The following is a 20,131-nucleotide window of genomic DNA, read 5'->3' on the forward strand; positions in this document are numbered from 1 at the left end:
AGGGATTGTGGCATTAAAAGTTGCGGTAACGCAAATCTATTTAACTTTTTGCTAAATTAGCTTACTCGCCTTCATCGGACCAAGTATCACGTAAACCTACCGTTTGGTTAAAGACCAACTGCTCAGAGCTATGATCTTTGCTATCGGCACAGAAGTAGCCAATACGTTCAAACTGATAAGCTTTTTCTACCTGAGCGTCTGCTAACGAGGCTTCCACAAAGCCATGTTTAACCACTAAAGATTGTGGATTAAGCGTGGCCGCAAAATCTTCTTCTGCTGCTGGGTTTGGCACTTGGAACAAGCGATCGTACAACCTAAACTCAGCTGGTTTAGCATGAGCCGCTGCAACCCAATGGATAACGCCTTTTACTTTACGTCCATCGGCCGGATCTTGACCTAAAGTATCGGCATCGTAGCTACAGAAAATAGTGGTGATATTGCCCTGCTCGTCTTTTTCAACGCGCTCGGCTTTAATCACATAGGCATTGCGTAACCGCACTTCTTTTCCAAGCACCAGACGCTTGTATTTTTTGTTGGCTTCTTCACGAAAATCATCTGCTTCAATCAATATTTCGCGCGCAAAAGGTACCGTGCGAGTGCCCATACTGTCATCATTCGGATGATTTGGCGCTTGCAGTTGCTCAACGTGATCCTGCGGATAGTTCTCAATCACCAAACGCACCGGATCTAATACCGCCATCGCACGAGGTGCATGCTGGTTTAGCTCATCACGAATACAAGCCTCCAGCATGCTCATCTCTACTTGATTATCCATTTTGGTGACACCAATGCGGTGACAGAACTCACGGATAGAAGCCGGCGTATAGCCGCGGCGACGCATACCAGCAATGGTTGGCATACGAGGGTCATCCCAACCACTCACTCGTTGCTCTTCAACCAATTGATTTAGTTTACGTTTACTCATCACCGTGTATTGCAGGTTTAAGCGCGAAAACTCAATCTGCTGGGGGTGGCATTCAATGCTGATGTTATCCAAAACCCAATCGTACAAGCGACGGTTATCTTGGAACTCAAGGGTACAAAGTGAATGGGTGATCCCCTCAATAGCATCTGAAATACAATGAGTAAAATCGTACATAGGATACACACACCAGGTGTCACCCGTTTGGTGATGATGAGCAAACCGAACCCGATAAATCACCGGATCGCGCATGCACATAAAAGGTGAGCTCATATCGATTTTGGCACGCAGACAAACTTCGCCTTCTTGATACTTACCCGCTGTCATGTCCGCGAAAATTTGCAGGTTTTCTGCAACGCTAGTATCTCGATAAGGACTATTGGTACCCGGCTGCTTCAGGGTGCCACGCATTTCTCGCATTTGTTCTTGGCTCGAAAAATCACAATAAGCCAAGCCCTTTTCAATCAGCTCTACCGCATAACCGTGTAATTGCTCAAAATAATCAGATGAGTAACGTGGTTTACCATTCCAGTGGTATCCCAGCCATTGCACATCGGCTTGAATCGAGTGCACATAATCCACTTTTTCTTTCAGCGGATTGGTGTCATCAAAGCGTAAGTTACAGGTGCCTTGATAGTCTTCAGCAATGCCAAAGTTCAACACGATGGATTTGGCATGACCGATATGTAAAAAACCATTTGGCTCTGGCGGAAACCTTGTATGTACCTGGTTATGCTTTCCTGAAGCTAGGTCTTGATCGATAATTTGACGAATGAAATTACTACGGGGCGCATCTGCTGCCATGGATTCGTTGTCTCCAGTAAATAGACCTGAAAAAATGACCGCTATGATCGCAGGTTCTTAGCATAGGTGCAAGGCCTAACGCTGCACCTGAAAGAATTGATAAACCTGCTGCAAGTGGCGCGCTGCCGCGGTTGCGCTAACCCAGCGAAATTGTATTTCAGAAGCCGCTGGCAATTGCGCCAGCGTGTTCTGAGCCCGCCACGTTAGGGTTGCTAGTTTGGGATAACCACCCAGCGTTTGCCGATCTTTGAGCATCACAATCGGTTGCCCGTTGGGGGGAATTTGGACAGCTCCGACCGGTAGCGGCTCAGAAATGATTTGTGCCTGTGACCACTGCAAAGGCTCGGCTGCGGCTAAACGCACCCCCATCCTGTCTTGAGCTGGCGTCACTTGGTACAGCTGATCCGTAAAGAGTTGCTGTTGCGCCGGTTCAAACTGCGCATATTGTCCGCTAGCTATCACCTCTAGAATAACAGGTTTGTCGCGAGCACCGGTGGCTGCGGTTGGTAACTGCGGCGCCACGCTGCGCCCGGGGCGGCGCCCCAGCAGAGTGCGATAACCAGGCACTGTTGGGTAAGCGATCTGATCGCCACTTTGCACTGCTTGTCCCTGTTGCTGCAATCCTCCTAAGCCATCACGCACCACGGTAGCAACGCTGCCATAGACGGGCGTGGCGATGAAGCCGCCAGCAACAGCTAAGTAAGCGCGTAAGCCAACTCCGCCCGGTGCGACCGTCAGGACGTCACCAGCCGCTGCCAGTTGAACCTGCTGCGCCGGCACTGGTTGACCGTTCAGGCTCATAGGCAGCTCAGCCCCTGTCACAACCCACGCCGTAGCCGCGGTAAATTCTGCACGAAAGCCACCCAAGGTAATTTCTAGCTGGGCCGCATTAAAGTGGTTATTTAACAACCTATTAGCCCACAGAAAAGCTTGCTCATCAAGAGGCCCGCCCACACTGATACCCTGGTGTAGATAGCCAAATCTGCCAAAATCTTGCAGGGTGGTTAGCGGCCCAGATTGCAGTATGCGTAAGCTCATTCGCGCGCGCTCGCTGAGTGAATGGCTGCTGCCGCTTGTTGATAGTGGCTTAAACTAATCGAACGGAAGCGAACTTGATCACCTGCTTGCAACTGGGGCCAGCTTACTGCTCGTCCAATCAATTGCCAGCCACCTGGCGAGGTGCGCGGATAAATCGCTGTTTGCTGATTGGCAATAGCTACGCTCCCGGCGGGGACCTGTTGTCGAGGCGTGGCTAAACGCGGCATCCGCAGTGGTTCAGGCACATCTCCTAAATAAGCAAATTGTGGCGCAAACCCCAATGCATACACATGATAGGTGGGTTGGGTATGCAAAGCTATCACTTCGGCTACTGACAAATTCGCAGCGCTGGCAATAGCTTGCAAATCAGCGGCTAATTCGGGGTGGTAACACACGTCAATCTGGTGGATTGTATCAGGCTTACTAGCTGGCGTTGCAGCCTGCAACTGCAGCACCAGCTCGGGCTGTGCTAACAGCTGCTGGAGCTGATATTGGGCAGCATCGGGCATGATGTGACGAATATCTAACTGTACCAACAGACTATGATAAGCCGGCGCTAGCTCCAGCAGCCAAGGCCACTGGCCGCTCTGCTGTCGCTGTTGCAGTGCGTCTCGCAAAGCTAATACTTGCGCATTAATCTTGCGATCAATTCGGTTCGCAAAACGAACCAACAAGGCATCTGCGGCAGCTATTTCCACCTGTGCTAGGGGCTGCTGGGAGTCTGATAACCTTGCTGTCATTGCGGCTTGACTGCGGTCGTACCTGTGGTTGACCGCGTGACCTCGGTCAGGGCTTTACGAATAGCCGCTACCGTAGCTATAGACTCAGCATTATCACCATGTACACACAAGGTATCAGCCTGCAACTGAATGCTACTGCCATCACTGGCGTTAATGGGGTGTTGCTGGGCTAGCGCTTGGGCTTGGCTGAGAATCTCAGCGCTGGTCTGTAACACTGCATCGGCATGGCGCCGCGCACGTAACTGACCGTTGGCCTCATAACGCCGATCGGCAAAAGCCTCAAACCATAACGGCACGCGGTAGCGGTGAGCAAGTTGTTGCTGCCAAGTAGCGGCGGTGTTTGCGGCCGAAACTAACGGCGCTAGGGTCATTAAGCGCAAGGGTTGCTGACGATGACGATTACGCTCCGCTAGCACTTGCACGACCGTCTCAAACAAATGCGGTTGACTTTGCTTATCGTTATACAAGGCGCCATGGGGTTTAACATAAGCTAAAGTCTCCCCTTGTTGTGCACAAATAGCCTCCATAGCCCCTATCTGATAGGTTAAAATGGCGGCTAATTCGCTTTGCTGAAAACTCATCGAACGGCGCCCAAACCCTTCTAGATCTGGATACGCCGGATGCGCTCCAATCAATACTTGGTGCTGTTTCGCCAAAGCTACGGTTTCAGCCATGATGGCCGGGCTACCCGCATGAAAGCCACAGGCGATATTGGCCATATCAATGTATGGCATCACTGCCGCGTCATTGCCCATCTGCCAGGCGCCAAAACTCTCGCCCATATCGCAGTTCAATAGCATCACTCATCCTTGCCTGTGGCAGTTGATGACGATTCTCGTGCCCCGGCAAAGCGTGCATAGCTATAGGCAAATAGATAAACGCCCAAACCTATGGTCGCTATTTGTAGTGCTGGCAACATCAAGATCGCCGTTTGATGAGCACCGAAAATAGCAGCAGCGCCGGTTAATCCGACGGTCATGACACATACGGCAATAAAGGTAATGGGCTCTAAAAATTTATGCAGTTGCTTCAGCCCAAGCAACTGCAGCAAGGCTCCCAACACCAAGCCCCACGCAAGTGGCACGCCCAACTTGTACCAGCCTAACTGGTAGTCAATAATAAGTGCGGCAAGGCGCTCGTCACTGAGGTTATAAAACATTAGGCCAATTAAACCAGCCAAAATGACTAATCGGGTTGTTAACGCCATAATTCATCCTGTGATATGAGCCCTATTTGGGCTCTAAAGTAATCATGAAAAGGTTTTTGTTTTTCTCAAGTTTAGCTCGGGCATCACAACTACATGGCCAAATAAACTAAGCCTGCCACGATCAGTAAGATAATGGGAAACAACACAATCGGTGCTTGATACCAACGCAATACGGGCTGCTGATAAGGTTCATCCGTCACCCTACTGGTATCTCGTCGTTGTGCCCCTAGCCAAGCGCCACCGGCAGCAGCCACTAACAGGCCAACAATCCGATAACTTGAGGTGGCATCGCCAGCTGGTGCTAGCACCAGTAACAACAGCCCCACCACAATTACAGCCAATGCGGCAATTCGCTTCGCAATACTAGTTGTCATTGTTATTTATATGTCCTTGCTTAGCGGCTTTGCGCCAACTGATAAAAAATCCGATTGCACCACCTGCCTGCATGACTAAACCAATAATAATGGTCACCAGGTTGTGCTCCCATACGCCGCTCAACATAGCGGCAAACCCGATGACTAGAATCAAGATTGCATAAATCATGATTATCTCCTTAGGTTAGGACCTCACCTTACTTAAATTTGGATGCCGAATAAAGCCTCTTGGGTGGATATTCGACTATTGTCGTGGCCAATGCCATACTGATGGCTATCGATATTAGCCACCCTTTGCGAGTAAAGCCCATGAGTAGAAGCGCCAGCGATCAGCACTTACAAGAATGTGACTCTAATCCAGGCGGCGGTGTATTAAAGATCCTGCATAGCAAAACCAAGCCATTAACCGCTCAGTTGCAAGTGCAGCGGGTGGTGCCGCAAGCAGAGCTAAGAATGATTGGTCCTTGGTGTTTTTTAGACCATTTCGGTCCTCTAACAACGCCCGCCTATCAGGATTTCAATATCCCGCCCCATCCGCACATTGGGCTACAGACGATAACTTGGTTATATTCGGGCGAACTCATGCACTATGATAGCTTAGGTTATCAACAAGCATTGCGCCCAGGTGAGTTAAATCTAATGACCTCAGGCCGCGGTATCAGTCATGCCGAAATAGCGCAAGATAATCCCACCCAGCCGTTGCATGGGTTGCAATTATGGTCAGCCTTACCCCCAGCTGATGAGTTAACTTACCCACGCTTTGATCACTATCGCGATTTACCACAGTTTGCCCTAGGCGAATGCACGGCCACCCTAATTGTTGGCGACTATTACGACCGTTTACTGAAACAGCGCTGGCAATCACCTGCACTGAGTTTCCACCCAAGCCTGGCATTAAGCCTAACCACCCCTCGTACCACAGTGCTAAGCTTGTCACTTAACCCCTTGTTTGAACATGCTATCTATATCGTGAGTGGCAGCTTATATCTGGTGGACAGTGAACTAACCCAGCCCATTACTGCCCATCAATTATTGGATCTAGGCAGTGAACGTGACCATTTAGAAATAGAGCTTGCCGCAGATACTCGAGTGCTGGTATTAGGTGGTGAGCCATTTGGTCAACATCTGTTTATGCGCTGGAATTTTGTCAGCACCGAGCTTGCACGGGTTGAGCAAGCACAACAAGATTGGGATAATGGCCACCCAAGATTTGGCGATGTTAATACTGATTGAGCAAAAAAGGATAAACAATGCTGGCTAAATTACGTTCTGCTGCAAACCGACTGATGTTATGGGTGATTGCTGCAGTGATCACTTTGGCCGTGCTGTTCGTGTCGGTATTGTTATACAAATGGTGGGTCTTTGAGCCGGAGCCGCCAACCGCGGCCACCTGTGAAGCCTTGCAGGTGTTGCCACTCAAAGCCAACGACCAGTCTGCCGTAGCCGCTGAAATTCAAGTCTACCAGTGCCAACGCGGTAAACGTGAGCAATGGCAAGGCTTTGAAGTCTGGCTACGCCAACCAATCAGTAACGATTGGCAACGTATCGCAACTGCCGAGCGAGGCCAATGCCTGACTGTGAGCTTAGCTAAACATGGCCAACTCATCATTCATCACAGTCATAGCCGTGGTGACTTACAGTTGGCAAAAAGTTCCGTGATTTATCGTAATGAACAAGGTCAACCCTTCACCCTAGCGGTAAGCAGCGAGCGCACTGACGACTGCCCGCTGCCTTAGGGCTAACACGAGTTAACCTAACTTCATCACCCACTTTAACGGCAGACGCTTCATTAAAAAGCCAATCAACGCCCATGGCCAGCCGGGCACATAAGCTTGTACCGGCTCTCGCTCAATCGCCTTCACCAAAGCCTTACAGCCCGTTTCAGTATCCACCATAAAGGGTGTGTTCTTAACTTTTTCGTTAATTTCAGAGCGTATAAACCCAGGTAAAATAGCGCTTACTTTAACCTTTGATTTGGTTCTAATTAAATCAGCGCGAATACCTTCGGTCAGTGCCAATAAGCCAGCTTTAGTAGCGGCATAAACGGTCATGGCGCGCGGCATACCTCGTAACGCACTAATAGAGCTAATGGTCACCAAATGGCCATGCTGTTGTTGATAGAAAATCTCTAAGGCCGCCTCACATTGGGCTAAGGCAGCTACAAAATTAGTTTGTGCGGTTTGCACATTGGCATAGAAATAGCCAGTTCCTAGCGATGCACCTTTACCCATGCCTGCATTCACGATCACTCTATCGATGCTACCAAATTCCTGTTGAAACTCTTTAAACACCTGAAACACTGCATCATGATCGTTTACATCCAAGGCTTTTACGGACACTTTCACGCTCGGATACTGTTGCGCTATTTCGCTTTTAAGTTGCTCTAAACGTTCCGTACGGCGGGCACATAGGGCGAGGTCACGCCCCTGTTTAGCGTATTCGCGGGCCATGCCCTCACCTAATCCAGAGCTTGCGCCGGTTATCAATATTGTTCTACGCATGCATTATCCTTGTTTCATTCGTTTGCGGCAGCGCCAATGCAAATAATTCACCAAAAACCAGAAATTCTTGAAAGCTGGATTACGAGTCTGACCATGGTGATAGCGATAATAGATTTGTTGCGCTATCACACTTAACCGAAACAACCCAAACACCTCGTAAAAAGCGAAATCTGATGCATCAAGCTGCATTTTGTCACAGTAGTAATCAATCACTTGCTGACGGGTAAACATCCCCGGCAAATGCGTTGGCTGACGCCTGGTAGAACGGGCAATAGCATCGTCATCGGCTTCAATCCAATAGGCTAAGCTGTTGCCAATATCCATTAATGGATTACCCAAAGTCGCCAGTTCCCAATCCAACACCCCAATGATGTTGGTGGGCTCTTGGCTATCAAGCACCAAATTATCAAAGCGGAAGTCATTATGGGTCATACAAATGGTTTCGGTGGTTGGCATGTGTTCAGCTAGCCACCGCATGATGCCTTTACCCGATGGCACATTCCAGGTTTTAACGCGGCGATAGCGCTCACTCCAACCACTCACTTGGCGCTCTGTGTAGCCTTCACCTTTAGCAAGATCCGTCAAGCCGGCCGCATGGATGTCAACTTGATGTAATTCTATGAGGCAGTCTAACGCACGTTGGCATAAGGTGCGTGTTTGCGCGGTGGATAACTCTAAATTGCGCGGCATATTTTTGCGTGGAATAATGCCATGCAGCCGATCCATGATATAGAAATCGGCCCCAATAATGCTTTCATCTGCACAATAATGGCGCATTGTAGGCACATAGGGATAAACCGGTTTCAGCGCTTGCTGAATACGAAACTCGCGGCCCATGTCATGAGCTGATTTAGCTTTCATGCCAGCCGGTGGCCGCCGCAAAATTAAATCGGCATTGGCGCAAGCTAGACGGTAAGTCCAGTTTGAAGCCCCACCACTAAACTGGGTCACCTGCATCGGCCCAGTTAGACCCTCTAAATGTTGCTGTAAATAAGCTAGTAGCTCAGCTTCAGGTAGCTCTTCACCGGGACGAACCTGACCGGCTTTATCTTCTAATGCTTGCTCTTGTTGCACATGTTGCTCTTGTTGCACTTAGCGCTCCCGATACTTAGCTAATTCAACTTTAGCAATGGTTGCTCGATGCACAGCATCTGGACCATCAGCAATGCGTAAGGCGCGCGCTACGGCAAACAAAGCAGTTAGCGGCACATCATGGCTCATACCTGCGCCACCAAATAATTGAATGGTTTCATCTACCACCATCTGCAAGGCATTAGGTGCCGCGACCTTGATTGCAGAAATTTCAGCAAGGGCTTTCATCGCCCCAACTTGATCTATTTTCCATGCTGCATAAAAGGTCAGCAGTCGCGCTTGATCAATAGCTATCCGCATATCGGCAACCCGCTCTAAGTTACCACCAAGCTGCAACAGCGGTTTGCCAAACGCAATACGTTCAGCCCCTCGCTGCATAAATAACTGAAGGGCCTTCTCGGCGGCCCCTAGGGCACGCATGCAATGATGAATACGGCCCGGCCCCAACCGCCCTTGGGCTATCTTAAACCCGTCACCCAAGTTGCTAATTAAGTTTGCCTTAGGTACTCGAACTTGATCAAAAAGCACTTCGCCATGACCGTATGGGGCATCATACTCACCAAAAGCAGGGAGCATTCGTTCCACGGTGACGCCAGGGGTATCAAGCGGCACAATGACCATACTATGGCGCTGATGTTTAGGTGCTTCAGGGTTAGTTAGGCCCATCACTATGGCAAACTTCGCCTGTGGATGACCTAACCCAGTAGACCACCATTTACGCCCATGAATAACGATATCATCACCATCGGCGGTAATTTGCGTTTGCATGTTAGTTGCATCTGATGAGGCAACATCCGGTTCTGTCATACAAAAAACCGAACGAATCTCACCGGCAAGCAAGGGCGTTAGCCATTGTTGTTTTTGCGCGGCACTACCAAAATGATACAACACCTCCATGTTGCCGGTATCAGGTGCATTGCAGTTGAAAATTTCCGGTGCAATTAAACTATGCCCCATCACCTCAGCTAACGGCGCATACTCGAGGGTCGTTAATCCTGCCCCGAGTTCCGCGTCGGGCAAAAATAGATTCCATAGCCCAGCTGCTTTGGCACGTTGTTTAAGCTCATGAATCATCGGGGCGACTTGCCAATCACGCCATTGCCCATCTGGGTTCAAGCGGCGATTTTCTTTGTGGTAATTGGCTTCTATTGGTTCAATATGCTCGCGCATAAAGTCAATTAACCGCTGCCGATATTGCAGGGTCTTGGCACTCGGAGAAAAATCCATCGTCTGGGCCTTGTGTTGTTCTGAAGTCGTTATTAGTCGTGCGTTTTCGATAAAACTTAAACGCTTGTTTAAATGATTGTAGTGAAGCGGCGCTAAAACTCAATCAATATTTGTTAACGAACGTTTCGCAATCACCGGCAGCCGCGCTGCCAAAAAATCTATAAAGACCCGCACCGCAGGCAGTAAGCCTCGGCGGTAAGGGTACACCATATGCATAATACCTAGTGGCAATGACCAATCGGGTAGCACGCGTTCCAATTGCCCGGCAGCTACCGCCTGCTGGCACAAATAATTTGGTAGCGCCACCATTCCCAACCCGGCAATTGCAGCCTCTCTGAGAACAATCATATCGTCGGTGATTAGCCGAGGTCGGAAACTCACGGCTAATTTATCACCCGTATCTGAGGTTAAGTCATAGCGATATTGACCGCTGGTGTAATGCAAACTTAAATGTGGAAAATGCACCAAATCTAACGGGTGCTGCAACTCTTTAGCTACCGCAGCAACATCGCCGCAGGTGGGGCTTCGATAAAGGGTCAAGGGAGCATCAGCCAACGGCCTTGCAATCAGCGATGAATCCTCAATACTTGAGCGCACCCGCAGCGCCACATCAATGCCCTCATCAATCAGGTTCACAGGCTTATTAGTCACCATCAGATTCACTCGTACTTCAGGATACAAGGCCATAAATTCGGGTAATAACGCCACCAGCATGCTTTGGCTAATAGCATAGGGAGAGCTCACATGAATATCCCCTCGCGGTGTATCCATCACCAGTTGCGTCACTTGTTGCGCCGCTTCGGCCGCTGCCACTAGCGTTTCACAATGCACCAGAAAAGCCTGGCCCACATCGGTTAGCTTAAGGCCGCGTGTACTTCGATGCAGCAGCCTTACCCCCTGCTGCTCTTCTAATTCTGTTAAGCGCCGACTCACGGTCGATTTTGGCATCTTCAGATCACGGGCACCGGCACTGACGCTGCCCGCTGCGACCACTTTGGCAAAGATTAAATAATTGGTGAGATCAGGTAATGCCATAAGTTTCCCTTAACTGCGACCTTGTTCCATATATGGAACGATACTTTCCAATATACCTAGCTACCGACATAAATGGAACAGTGTAGAATATTCATCATCAGTTAATACCCAAACCTACAGCGCAAAAAATTTTGAGAGGTTGTTATGAATATTCTACACATAGATTCAGGCATTTTTATTGATCAGTCTGTTAGCCGTAAACTAAGCGCCGACATAGTCGCGCACCTGAGTGCGAAGCAATCGCCTACTCAGTTGGTGTACCGTGACTTAGTTACGCAGCCGGTGCCTCATTTAGATGCAAGCACATTACTAGACGGCGACAACGCTCTTACTCAGCAATTGATTACTGAGGTACAAGCAGCCGACGTGTTAGTCATCGGCGCTCCTATGTACAACTTTACTATCCCAACTCAGCTGAAAGCTTGGTTAGATCGTATTTTAAAAGCTGGCGTGACCTTTAAGTATACCGAACAGGGTCCGGTTGGCTTGCTTAACAATAAAACCGTTTACATCGCATCAGGCCGCGGTGGTATCTACAGCCAAGGTGAGGCAGCAGCCATGGATCATCAAGAAAGCTATTTAAAACAAGCGTTAGCTTTTGTTGGTATTACTGATGTTCACATCATTCGTGCGGAAGGCGTCAACCTAGGTGAAGAACCGCGAGCAACTGCCTTAGCAGCAGCGGCAACTGCAGTAGCCTCACTCTAGTATCTATTTGTTGTGTGTTAAGCCCTTGAGCGACTCTAACGAGTCGCTTTTTTTTGCCTATGGGTTGCTGTGTGTCTCAGTACATCTAAGTACGTTTAAGCACCACCACTAAGATGCCACCGAGAATTGCAACTGCTGCAATCAGCAAATGCATGGTGAGTGCTTCATGAGCAAATAAAACGCCACCTAGAGCAGCAATTAATGGCACCAACAATTGTCCAATAGCGGCCGTTGTCACAGTTATTTGGGGGAGCACTAAATACCAGATAGCGTAACCAACGCCTGAAGTAATAGCTCCAGAAATCATGGCCAGCATCACCCCATCGGTGGATACGATGAGATCTGGGGCTTGCCACCAGAAGGCGAGCAACACAAAAGGAATAGCTCGGACAAAATTAAAGGCAGTATTGGCGAGCGGAAAACCACGCCCGCGTCCATGTACTGAATAGAATCCCCACGCCACACCGGCACTAGCCATCAACACAGCAGCTAAGAGTGACGACGGCAGCTGCATGCTAGGCACCAGCAAATACACAAAGCCGCCAAAGGCAATGATCACCCCCAACAACTCTCGGCGGCTTAGCCGCGTGCCTTGATAGAGGGTTATAGCTAACATACTTAACTGCACTGCGGTAAATAACACTAACGCACCAAATCCTGTTTGCAACTCCATGTAGGCATAAGAAAAAGCAATGGCATACCAACTTAGAGTGAGTGCGCCCCACCAGCTGCCCTTACTATGTGATTGCTTTTGCGGCCGATGAAAGAGGCTACGTAACCACACCAACAGCACCAACATCACAGCCCCACCCACAATTCTGATGACAAGAAATGAAGCAGGATCTATGGCAGGCTCAAGTAATGCATAGCGATTAAGAATCGAATTTCCGGCAAACGCTACGAGTGCCATTGCAAAAAGAACAACTAATTTGAGACGGTTTACCATAGTCTGCTCCAGCAACTCTCCGGTTTGACGATTGAAAAAACATTGAAATGTAAGCTTGTCCCCCACCTTACCACGACCCTTATGCACCTTGTAGATAAAGCCATGATCTTGCACGCACAAAAAAGCCGCTCCATGGAGCGGCTTTTATTTAAGTTAGCAAGGATGCCGAAGCACAGCTTACCAGCCCGTTTTTTCACGCAAAGCTTTACCGATATCGGCAAGGCTACGCACGGTTTTAACACCAGCTGCTTCTAAGGCTGCGAATTTTTCGTCTGCAGTACCTTTACCACCAGAAATAATCGCACCAGCATGACCCATGCGCTTACCTGGAGGAGCAGTAACACCAGCAATGTAAGATACTACTGGCTTGGTTACGTTATGCTTGATGTACTCTGCAGCTTCTTCTTCAGCAGTACCGCCGATCTCACCGATCATAACGATAGCTTCAGTTGCTGGATCTTTTTCGAACATCGCTAAGATATCGATAAAGTTTGAGCCTGGGATCGGGTCACCACCAATACCTACGCAAGTAGATTGGCCGAAACCTTCGTCCGTTGTTTGCTTAACAGCTTCATAGGTTAAGGTACCTGAACGAGATACGATACCTACTTTACCTGGCTTGTGAATGTGACCTGGCATAATACCGATCTTACATTCGCCTGGAGTGATCACGCCTGGGCAGTTTGGACCAATCATACGAACGCCTTTGTGCGTCAAATATTCTTTAACGTACAGCATATCGATGGTTGGAATACCTTCGGTGATACATACAATCAGCTCGATACCAGCATCTGCAGCTTCAACAATTGAATCTTTACAGAAAGGAGCTGGTACGTAGATAACTGAAGCAGTTGCGCCAGTTGCTTCTACAGCTTCGCGTACAGTGTTGAATACCGGTAAACCCAAGTGCGTTTGACCGCCTTTACCTGGAGTTACACCGCCAACCATTTGCGTACCATAGGCAATCGCTTGCTCAGAGTGGAATGTACCCTGACCGCCAGTAAAACCCTGGCAGATGACTTTGGTGTTTTTATCGATCAAGATAGACATTATTGACCTCCTGCCGCTGCAACCACTTTATCAGCTGCATCAGATAAACTTTCTGCTGCAATGATGTTGAGGCCACTTTCTGCTAATTTCTGCCGACCTAGTTCTGCGTTGTTACCTTCTAAACGCACTACTACAGGTACTTTCACGCCAACTTCTTCAACTGCGCCCATGATGCCTTCAGCAATCATGTCACAACGAACGATACCGCCGAAGATGTTAACTAAAACAGCTTTAACAGCGTTGTCAGACAAGATGATTTTGAATGCTTCAGTAACGCGCTCTTTGGTTGCGCCGCCACCAACATCCAAGAAGTTTGCTGGCTGACCGCCGGCAAGTTTAACGATATCCATCGTACCCATCGCCAAACCAGCACCGTTAACCATACAGCCGATGTTGCCATCTAGAGCTACGTAGTTTAATTCCCACTTAGCTGCTTGGGCTTCACGCTCGTCTTCTTGTGAAGGATCGTGCATTTCACGGATTTTTGGTTGACGATACAGGGCGTTACTATCGATGTTGATTTTACCGTCTAAGCAATGCAAGTTGCCTTGGTCGGTAATCACTAACGGGTTGATTTCTAACAATGCGAAATCGTACTGTTCAAACATCTTTGCTAAGCCCAAGAAGATTTTAGTGAATTGCTTCACTTGCTCTGGGTTTAGGCCTAGTTTGAAACCAAGTTCACGACCTTGGTATGGCTGTGCGCCAACAGTTGGGTCGATGATTGCTTTAAGAATCTTCTCTGGAGTTTCTTCTGCAACTTTCTCGATTTCTACGCCACCTTCGGTTGATGCCATGAACACAATTTTACGTGTTGCGCGGTCAACAACTGCACCTAAGTAAAGTTCTGAGGCGATGTCAGTTAAGCTTTCTACTAAAATTTTAGCAACCGGCTGACCGTTTGCGTCAGTCTGATAAGTCACTAAGTTTTTGCCTAACCAGTTACTCGCAAATGCGTGTACTTCGTCTAAGCTAGAAACCAATTTTACGCCGCCCGCTTTACCGCGGCCGCCTGCGTGTACTTGCGCCTTAACAACCCAACGCTCGCCACCAATTTTTTTAGCAGCTTCTACGGCTTCATCAGCAGTGTCTACTGCAAAGCCTTCAGATACTGGCAATCCGAACTCTCTAAAGAGTTGTTTAGCCTGATACTCATGCAAGTTCATGATGATCTTCCGATTCGTTTGAACAACAAAAGCAGCGTCATGCTGCTTACCCGAAAATTTCGCGCACATTTTAACGTTTTGTGCGGAAAAATAATAGCCGCTTGTGTCATTGTCATGTAACTGACATCAAGCGGCTGTGTTATTTGTTAAATATCCAACAATAAACGCTGTGGATCTTCTAACAATTCTTTGATGGTTACTAAGAAGCCAACGGATTCTTTACCATCAATGATGCGGTGGTCGTATGATAACGCCAAGTACATCATAGGTAGAATTTCTACCTTACCATCAACCGCCATCGGACGATCTTGGATTTTGTGCATACCCAAGATAGCGCTTTGCGGCGGGTTCAAGATTGGAGTTGAAAGCAATGAGCCGAATACGCCACCGTTAGTGATGGTGAAATTACCGCCTTGCATATCTTCCATAGTTAGTTTGCCATCACGACCCTTAAGTGCCAGATCACGAATGCCATTTTCAATATCAGCAATGCTCATCTTATCAGTATCACGTAAAACTGGAGTTACCAGGCCACGCGGTGTAGATACAGCGATGCTAATATCAAAATAATTGTGATAAACAATGTCATCACCATCAATCGATGCATTCACTTCAGGGAAACGCTTCAACGCTTCAGTAACAGCTTTGACATAGAAACCCATAAAGCCTAAACGGGTATCATGGCGCTTCTCAAATTCATCTTTGTACTTTGAACGTAAGTCCATGATTGGCTTCATGTTAACTTCATTAAAAGTGGTTAACATGGCAGTTGCATTTTTGGCTTCTAGCAAACGCTTAGCGATGGTTTTACGTAAACGCGTCATAGGCACACGTTTTTGTTCGCGCTCACCCGATGCTACCGCAGCTGGGGCACTTGCTGCTTTCGCTGGCTCTGCTTTTTTGCTGCCTTCTTTCAGATGTTTTTCAACATCTTCTTTAGTAACACGACCGCCTTTACCTGTGCCTTTAACATCAGCTACTTGCAGGCCATTTTCAGCTAGCATACGACGTACTGCTGGCCCGGCAACTTCGCTATCGCCTTTATCACTAGCTTCTTCTTTAGCGGTGTCTGCTTTGCTTGAATCTGCAGCTGCGCTTGCGCCTGCTTCAACAATACCGATCACGTCATCAGCGCCTACAGTGGCACCTTCGTCAAACTTAATTTCAGCCAGAACCCCGTCAGCAGGAGCTACTACTTCTAGCACCACTTTGTCGGTCTCGATATCCACTAAGTTTTGGTCACGAGTTACTGCATCACCAGCCTTAACGTGCCAAGTAGCGATGGTCGCATCAGCAACTGACTCTGGCAACTGAGGAACTTTAACTTCTAGCTTTTCACCAGAACCTGATGCTTGTTTAGCAGCTGGCTGGTCGGCCTTAGTTTCAGCTTTATCAGCTTTGCTGTCGTCTTTACTTTCTGCTTTAGCGGCGCTGCCATCAGCTTTTTCTAGCTTACCGATAACTTCGTCAGCACCTACAGTGGTGCCTTCTTCAGCAATGATGTCACCCATCACGCCGTCATCCGTTGCTACGACTTCTAACACCACTTTGTCGGTTTCGATGTCGACAAGGTTTTGGTCACGTGAAACTTTGTCACCTGGCTTAACATGCCAAGTAGCAACAGTTGCATCAGCAACTGATTCTGGTAATTGTGGAACTTTAATATCTATAGCCATGGTCAATTATCACCTATTTAATGGTTAGCGCGTCATCGACTAATTGTTGCTGCTGTTTATTGTGCTCAGACAAATAGCCTACCGCAGGTGCAGCAGATGCAGCACGACCGGCATACGTTAACTGAGCGCCCTTCGGAATTGCGGCCCAGAAATGGTGCTGGCTACTGTACCATGCACCTTGGTTCTGAGGCTCTTCCTGACACCAGACAAAATCTTTTACATGCTGATAATCTTTCATGATTTCAGCCATTTCTTCCGCTGGGAACGGATACAATTGCTCAACCCGAATAATTGCTACATCGGTTTGCTCGCGTTTACGACGCTCTTGTAACAAGTCGTAGTAAACCTTACCGGAACAGAGTACCACGCGTTTCACTTTTTTCGGATCTAAAGAATCGATTTCAGCAATCGCATTTTGGAACACGCCACTGGTCATATCCTCAAGCTCAGATACCGCTAGCGGATGCCGTAACAGCGACTTCGGTGTCATCACGATCAATGGACGACGCACGGGACGTAACTGCTGTCGACGAATCATATGGAACACCTGAGCAGGTGTGGTAGGAACACACACCGACCAGTTATGATCTGCTGACAGTTGCAAGAAACGTTCTAACCGCGCCGAACTATGCTCTGGCCCTTGTCCTTCGTAGCCATGTGGTAACAATAAAGTCAAACCACACAAGCGGCCCCACTTTTGTTCACCTGAGCTTAAGAACTGGTCGATAACAACTTGTGCGCCGTTAGCGAAATCACCAAACTGAGCTTCCCACATCACCAACGATTTTGGCTCTGCGGTAGCATAACCGTATTCAAACGCCACCACCGCTGCTTCTGATAATACCGAGTCATAAATTTCGATTTGGCCTTGGCCTTCCCGAATATTATTTAACGGCATAAAGGTGCTAGCATCTTTTTGGTTATGCAATACTGCATGCCGATGGAAGAAGGTACCGCGGCCTGAGTCTTGCCCAGTAAGACGAATATGCACTCCTTGGTCCACCAAGCTGGCATAAGCTAAGGTTTCAGCAAAACCCCAATCTGCTGGTTTTTCGCCGGCAGCCATTTTAGCGCGTTCTTCGTAAACCTTTTGAACTCGTGAATGCAGCTTGTGGCCTTTTGGCACAGTACTCATCGCCTCGCCAAGCTTAGTTAGCTGTTCGCGACTAATTTTTGCGTCGTAATCAACATCCCACTCGTTACCAATATATGGCTTCCAGTCTGATGAGTGACTCTTCATGTCGCGCCATTCGTCTACGACGATCTCACCTTTATCAAGCAAGTCGCGGTAGTTATTGATCAAACTTTCGGCTTCATCCGCTGCCACAATACCTGCATTGACCAAACGCTCAGCGTAAATAGCACGAGGCACTGGGTGCTTCTTCACCTTGGCATACATTAGCGGTTGCGTTGCACTCGGCTCATCGGCCTCATTGTGGCCATGACGACGATAGCAAACTAAATCGATCATCACATCGCGTTTGAACGTGTTGCGGAAATCGAGCGCTAGCTGAGACACAAAAATCACAGCTTCAGGGTCATCTGAATTAACGTGGAAGATTGGCGCCTGCACCATTTTCGCAATATCAGTACAATACTGAGTTGAACGAGTGTCTTCACGCTTAGATGTGGTGAAACCGACTTGGTTGTTCACCACAATACGAATCGAACCACCCACCTGGTAGGCGCGGGTTTGAGACATATTGAAGGTTTCTTGCACGATACCTTGGCCAGCGATGGCAGAGTCACCATGGATGGTAATAGGTAGCACTTTGGCACCATCTTTATCGCCTAACCGATCCATCCGTGCTCGCACTGAGCCCATTACCACCGGGTTAACGATTTCTAAATGCGATGGGTTAAATGCCAAGGCTAAGTGCACATCACCACCTTTAGTAGCGAAATCTGACGAAAAACCTGAATGGTATTTCACGTCACCAGAGCCTTTGCTGATAGCATGCTTGCCAGCAAATTCATCAAATAGATCTTGAGGCTTTTTACCTAAAACATTCACCAGCACGTTTAAACGACCGCGGTGCGCCATACCGATAACAACTTCTTTGCCACCGTGCTCGCCACTGCGATGAATCAGCTCTTTAAGCATAGGCACCAGAGCATCACCACCCTCTAACGAGAAGCGCTTTGCGCCTGGGAATTTTGAGCCCAAGTATTTTTCCAGGCCATCAGCCGCAGTTAACTCTTGTAACAGTTTACGTTGCTGCTGTTGCTCAAATTTAGGACGTCCACGCACGCCTTCAAGACGTTGCTGAATCCAACGTTTTTCTTCCGTTGACACGATATGCATGTATTCAGCACCCACTGAGCCACAATAAATATCGTTCAACACTTGGTAGATTTCGCCCAGCTTCATGGTCTCTTGACCAACGGCTAGCGAACCTACATTAAATTCTTTGTCAAAATCGTCTTTGCTAAGCTCGTGGTGCTCTAACGACAAGTCCGCAACCGGCTCTTGTTTCCACAAATCAAGCGGGTCTAGGTTGGCGTGCTGATGGCCACGAAAACGATACGCATTAATCAGCTGCAAGACCTTCACTTGCTTCTGATCAGGAGCCCCTGCGGCAGCAGTGCCTGCTTGCTTCAATTTATTCTTGGCAAGGGTACGAAATTGGTCACGAATGGTACTGTGCTTAGTATCTTGAGCACTGCCCTCACGCGGCAGCTGATCAAAGAAAGTGCGCCACTCGTCACCCACCGACGTCGGGTCGTCGAGATATAACTCAAACAACTCTTCGACATACGCCATGTTACCACCGGCTAGGTGGGAGGATTCTAGCCAGGCTTGCATTACGCCATCTTGCATCGCTGTTCCTTCACACTCGTTTTACAAAAAAATAGCCACCCAAGCTGGATGGCTATTTCGATACAGCTCGGCCACAACTATAGCAAATCTATGCGAAATGGTTAAATCGCACGATTCAATAGCATGGATTTGATGTGTCCAATAGCCTTGGTTGGGTTCAACCCTTTCGGGCATACATTGACACAGTTCATAATGCCATGGCAGCGGAATACGCTGAAGGCATCATCTAAGTCATCAAGACGCTGCTCGGTAGCAGTATCACGACTATCAATCAAGAACCGATAGGCATGTAACAAGCCAGCAGGACCGATAAACTTATCTGGATTCCACCAGAACGACGGACAAGAGGTTGAACAACATGCACACAAGATGCACTCGTACAGACCATCTAATTTCGCACGCTCTTCAATTGTTTGCAGACGCTCACGCGCTGGTGGAGTTTTGTCATCATTGATCAGATATGGCTTAATCTTCTCATATTGAGCATAGAACTGGCTCATATCTACAATCAAGTCACGAATCACTGGTAAGCCCGGTAATGGACGAATCACGATTTTCTTGTTGCCACCTTTAAGAGCTGACAATGGCGTGATACAAGCCAATCCGTTTTTACCATTCATGTTGAGGCCGTCAGAACCACATACACCTTCACGGCATGAACGACGGAACGCCAACGTTGGATCTTGCTCTTTCAGCAACAATAATAAATCCAACACCATCATGTCGCGATTAGCTTCCACTTCAATGGAGTAATCCTTCATGTACGGGGCGTTATCAACGTCCGGGTTGTAACGATACACTGAAATATTCAACGTCTTCATCGT

General features: G+C 48.2%; 20 protein-coding genes. 3 read left to right on the top strand and 17 right to left on the bottom strand.

Features of this window, described 5'->3' with window-relative positions; translation table 11 throughout:
- Positions 1-61 precede the first annotated feature (61 nt).
- The 7 genes from glnS to AB8S08_RS07760 all read right to left on the bottom strand — a co-directional run bounded on the left by glnS (position 62) and on the right by AB8S08_RS07760 (position 5,254).
- Positions 62-1,726, bottom strand: a complete 1,665-nt coding sequence (glnS, locus tag AB8S08_RS07730; RefSeq protein WP_369742396.1) for a glutamine--tRNA ligase — start codon at positions 1,724-1,726, stop codon at positions 62-64.
- 75 nt (positions 1,727-1,801) lie between these two features.
- Positions 1,802-2,764 (bottom strand): biotin-dependent carboxyltransferase family protein, encoded by a 963-nt coding sequence (locus tag AB8S08_RS07735; RefSeq protein WP_369742397.1) that lies wholly within the window; start codon positions 2,762-2,764, stop codon positions 1,802-1,804.
- The gene (locus AB8S08_RS07740; RefSeq protein WP_369742399.1) at positions 2,761-3,504 is read right to left on the bottom strand and encodes an allophanate hydrolase subunit 1; all 744 of its coding nucleotides are present in this window, start codon (positions 3,502-3,504) and stop codon (positions 2,761-2,763) included. Before AB8S08_RS07740 ends, AB8S08_RS07735 begins: the two co-directional genes overlap by 4 nt.
- Entirely contained in the window at positions 3,501-4,304 is an 804-nt protein-coding gene (locus tag AB8S08_RS07745) for a 5-oxoprolinase subunit PxpA (protein WP_369742400.1), read from the bottom strand. The genes AB8S08_RS07740 and AB8S08_RS07745 overlap by 4 nt, the downstream gene beginning before the upstream one ends.
- The gene (locus AB8S08_RS07750; RefSeq protein WP_369742401.1) at positions 4,304-4,711 is read right to left on the bottom strand and encodes a hypothetical protein; all 408 of its coding nucleotides are present in this window, start codon (positions 4,709-4,711) and stop codon (positions 4,304-4,306) included. Before AB8S08_RS07750 ends, AB8S08_RS07745 begins: the two co-directional genes overlap by 1 nt.
- A gap of 89 nt (positions 4,712-4,800) precedes the next feature.
- On the bottom strand, positions 4,801-5,085 hold the full coding sequence (locus AB8S08_RS07755) for a hypothetical protein (RefSeq protein WP_369742403.1): 285 nt from the start codon (positions 5,083-5,085) through the stop codon (positions 4,801-4,803).
- Entirely contained in the window at positions 5,075-5,254 is a 180-nt protein-coding gene (locus AB8S08_RS07760; protein WP_153826043.1) for a hypothetical protein, read from the bottom strand. The genes AB8S08_RS07755 and AB8S08_RS07760 overlap by 11 nt, the downstream gene beginning before the upstream one ends.
- Before the next feature lie 140 nt (positions 5,255-5,394).
- On the opposite strand from AB8S08_RS07760, the gene AB8S08_RS07765 reads away from it, so the two are divergent.
- Both AB8S08_RS07765 and AB8S08_RS07770 read left to right on the top strand, forming a co-directional pair.
- Positions 5,395-6,318 (top strand): pirin family protein, encoded by a 924-nt coding sequence (locus tag AB8S08_RS07765; RefSeq protein ID WP_181394892.1) that lies wholly within the window; start codon positions 5,395-5,397, stop codon positions 6,316-6,318.
- A 17-nt stretch (positions 6,319-6,335) separates the two neighbouring features.
- The gene (locus tag AB8S08_RS07770) at positions 6,336-6,821 is read left to right on the top strand and encodes a hypothetical protein (protein WP_369742404.1); all 486 of its coding nucleotides are present in this window, start codon (positions 6,336-6,338) and stop codon (positions 6,819-6,821) included.
- 12 nt (positions 6,822-6,833) lie between these two features.
- On the opposite strand, the gene AB8S08_RS07775 is transcribed toward AB8S08_RS07770, so the two are convergent.
- The 4 genes from AB8S08_RS07775 to AB8S08_RS07790 form a co-directional block, all read right to left on the bottom strand.
- A complete protein-coding gene (locus AB8S08_RS07775; protein WP_369742405.1) occupies positions 6,834-7,586 on the bottom strand; it encodes an SDR family oxidoreductase in 753 nt (250 codons plus the stop codon).
- A gap of 3 nt (positions 7,587-7,589) precedes the next feature.
- Positions 7,590-8,678 (bottom strand): phosphotransferase family protein, encoded by a 1,089-nt coding sequence (locus AB8S08_RS07780; RefSeq protein WP_369742406.1) that lies wholly within the window; start codon positions 8,676-8,678, stop codon positions 7,590-7,592.
- Positions 8,679-9,905 carry an acyl-CoA dehydrogenase family protein gene (locus AB8S08_RS07785; RefSeq protein WP_313932174.1) on the bottom strand — a complete coding sequence of 409 codons (1,227 nt, stop codon included), beginning with the start codon at positions 9,903-9,905 and terminating at the stop codon, positions 8,679-8,681. It lies immediately after the preceding gene.
- A gap of 99 nt (positions 9,906-10,004) precedes the next feature.
- Positions 10,005-10,940, bottom strand: a complete 936-nt coding sequence (locus AB8S08_RS07790; RefSeq protein ID WP_369742408.1) for a LysR family transcriptional regulator — start codon at positions 10,938-10,940, stop codon at positions 10,005-10,007.
- A gap of 144 nt (positions 10,941-11,084) precedes the next feature.
- Here AB8S08_RS07790 and AB8S08_RS07795 point away from each other — a divergent pair, with 144 nt between their 5' ends.
- Complete coding sequence (locus tag AB8S08_RS07795) at positions 11,085-11,648, top strand: FMN-dependent NADH-azoreductase (RefSeq protein ID WP_369742409.1); 564 nt, start codon at positions 11,085-11,087, stop codon at positions 11,646-11,648.
- Between the two features lie 85 nt (positions 11,649-11,733).
- On the opposite strand, the gene AB8S08_RS07800 is transcribed toward AB8S08_RS07795, so the two are convergent.
- The 6 genes from AB8S08_RS07800 to AB8S08_RS07825 all read right to left on the bottom strand — a co-directional run bounded on the left by AB8S08_RS07800 (position 11,734) and on the right by AB8S08_RS07825 (position 20,128).
- Positions 11,734-12,594, bottom strand: a complete 861-nt coding sequence (locus AB8S08_RS07800; RefSeq protein ID WP_369742410.1) for a DMT family transporter — start codon at positions 12,592-12,594, stop codon at positions 11,734-11,736.
- Between the two features lie 177 nt (positions 12,595-12,771).
- Positions 12,772-13,644, bottom strand: coding sequence for a succinate--CoA ligase subunit alpha (gene sucD / locus AB8S08_RS07805; protein ID WP_110075336.1), 873 nt, complete (start codon positions 13,642-13,644; stop codon positions 12,772-12,774).
- Positions 13,644-14,810 carry an ADP-forming succinate--CoA ligase subunit beta gene (gene sucC, locus AB8S08_RS07810; protein WP_110075446.1) on the bottom strand — a complete coding sequence of 389 codons (1,167 nt, stop codon included), beginning with the start codon at positions 14,808-14,810 and terminating at the stop codon, positions 13,644-13,646. Before sucC ends, sucD begins: the two co-directional genes overlap by 1 nt.
- A gap of 146 nt (positions 14,811-14,956) precedes the next feature.
- Positions 14,957-16,486 (bottom strand): 2-oxoglutarate dehydrogenase complex dihydrolipoyllysine-residue succinyltransferase, encoded by a 1,530-nt coding sequence (gene odhB / locus AB8S08_RS07815; RefSeq protein ID WP_369742411.1) that lies wholly within the window; start codon positions 16,484-16,486, stop codon positions 14,957-14,959.
- Positions 16,487-16,499: 13 nt separating this feature from the next.
- Positions 16,500-19,307: a 2-oxoglutarate dehydrogenase E1 component gene (gene sucA, locus AB8S08_RS07820; protein ID WP_369742412.1), complete on the bottom strand. Its 2,808-nt coding sequence runs from the start codon at positions 19,305-19,307 to the stop codon at positions 16,500-16,502.
- Between the two features lie 101 nt (positions 19,308-19,408).
- Positions 19,409-20,128 carry a succinate dehydrogenase iron-sulfur subunit gene (locus AB8S08_RS07825; RefSeq protein ID WP_110075339.1) on the bottom strand — a complete coding sequence of 240 codons (720 nt, stop codon included), beginning with the start codon at positions 20,126-20,128 and terminating at the stop codon, positions 19,409-19,411.
- Between the last annotated feature and the right edge of the window lie 3 nt (positions 20,129-20,131).

The sequence above is a fragment of the Pseudidiomarina sp. PP-1MA genome (assembly GCF_041200125.1).
GTDB lineage: Bacteria > Pseudomonadota > Gammaproteobacteria > Enterobacterales > Alteromonadaceae > Pseudidiomarina > Pseudidiomarina fusca.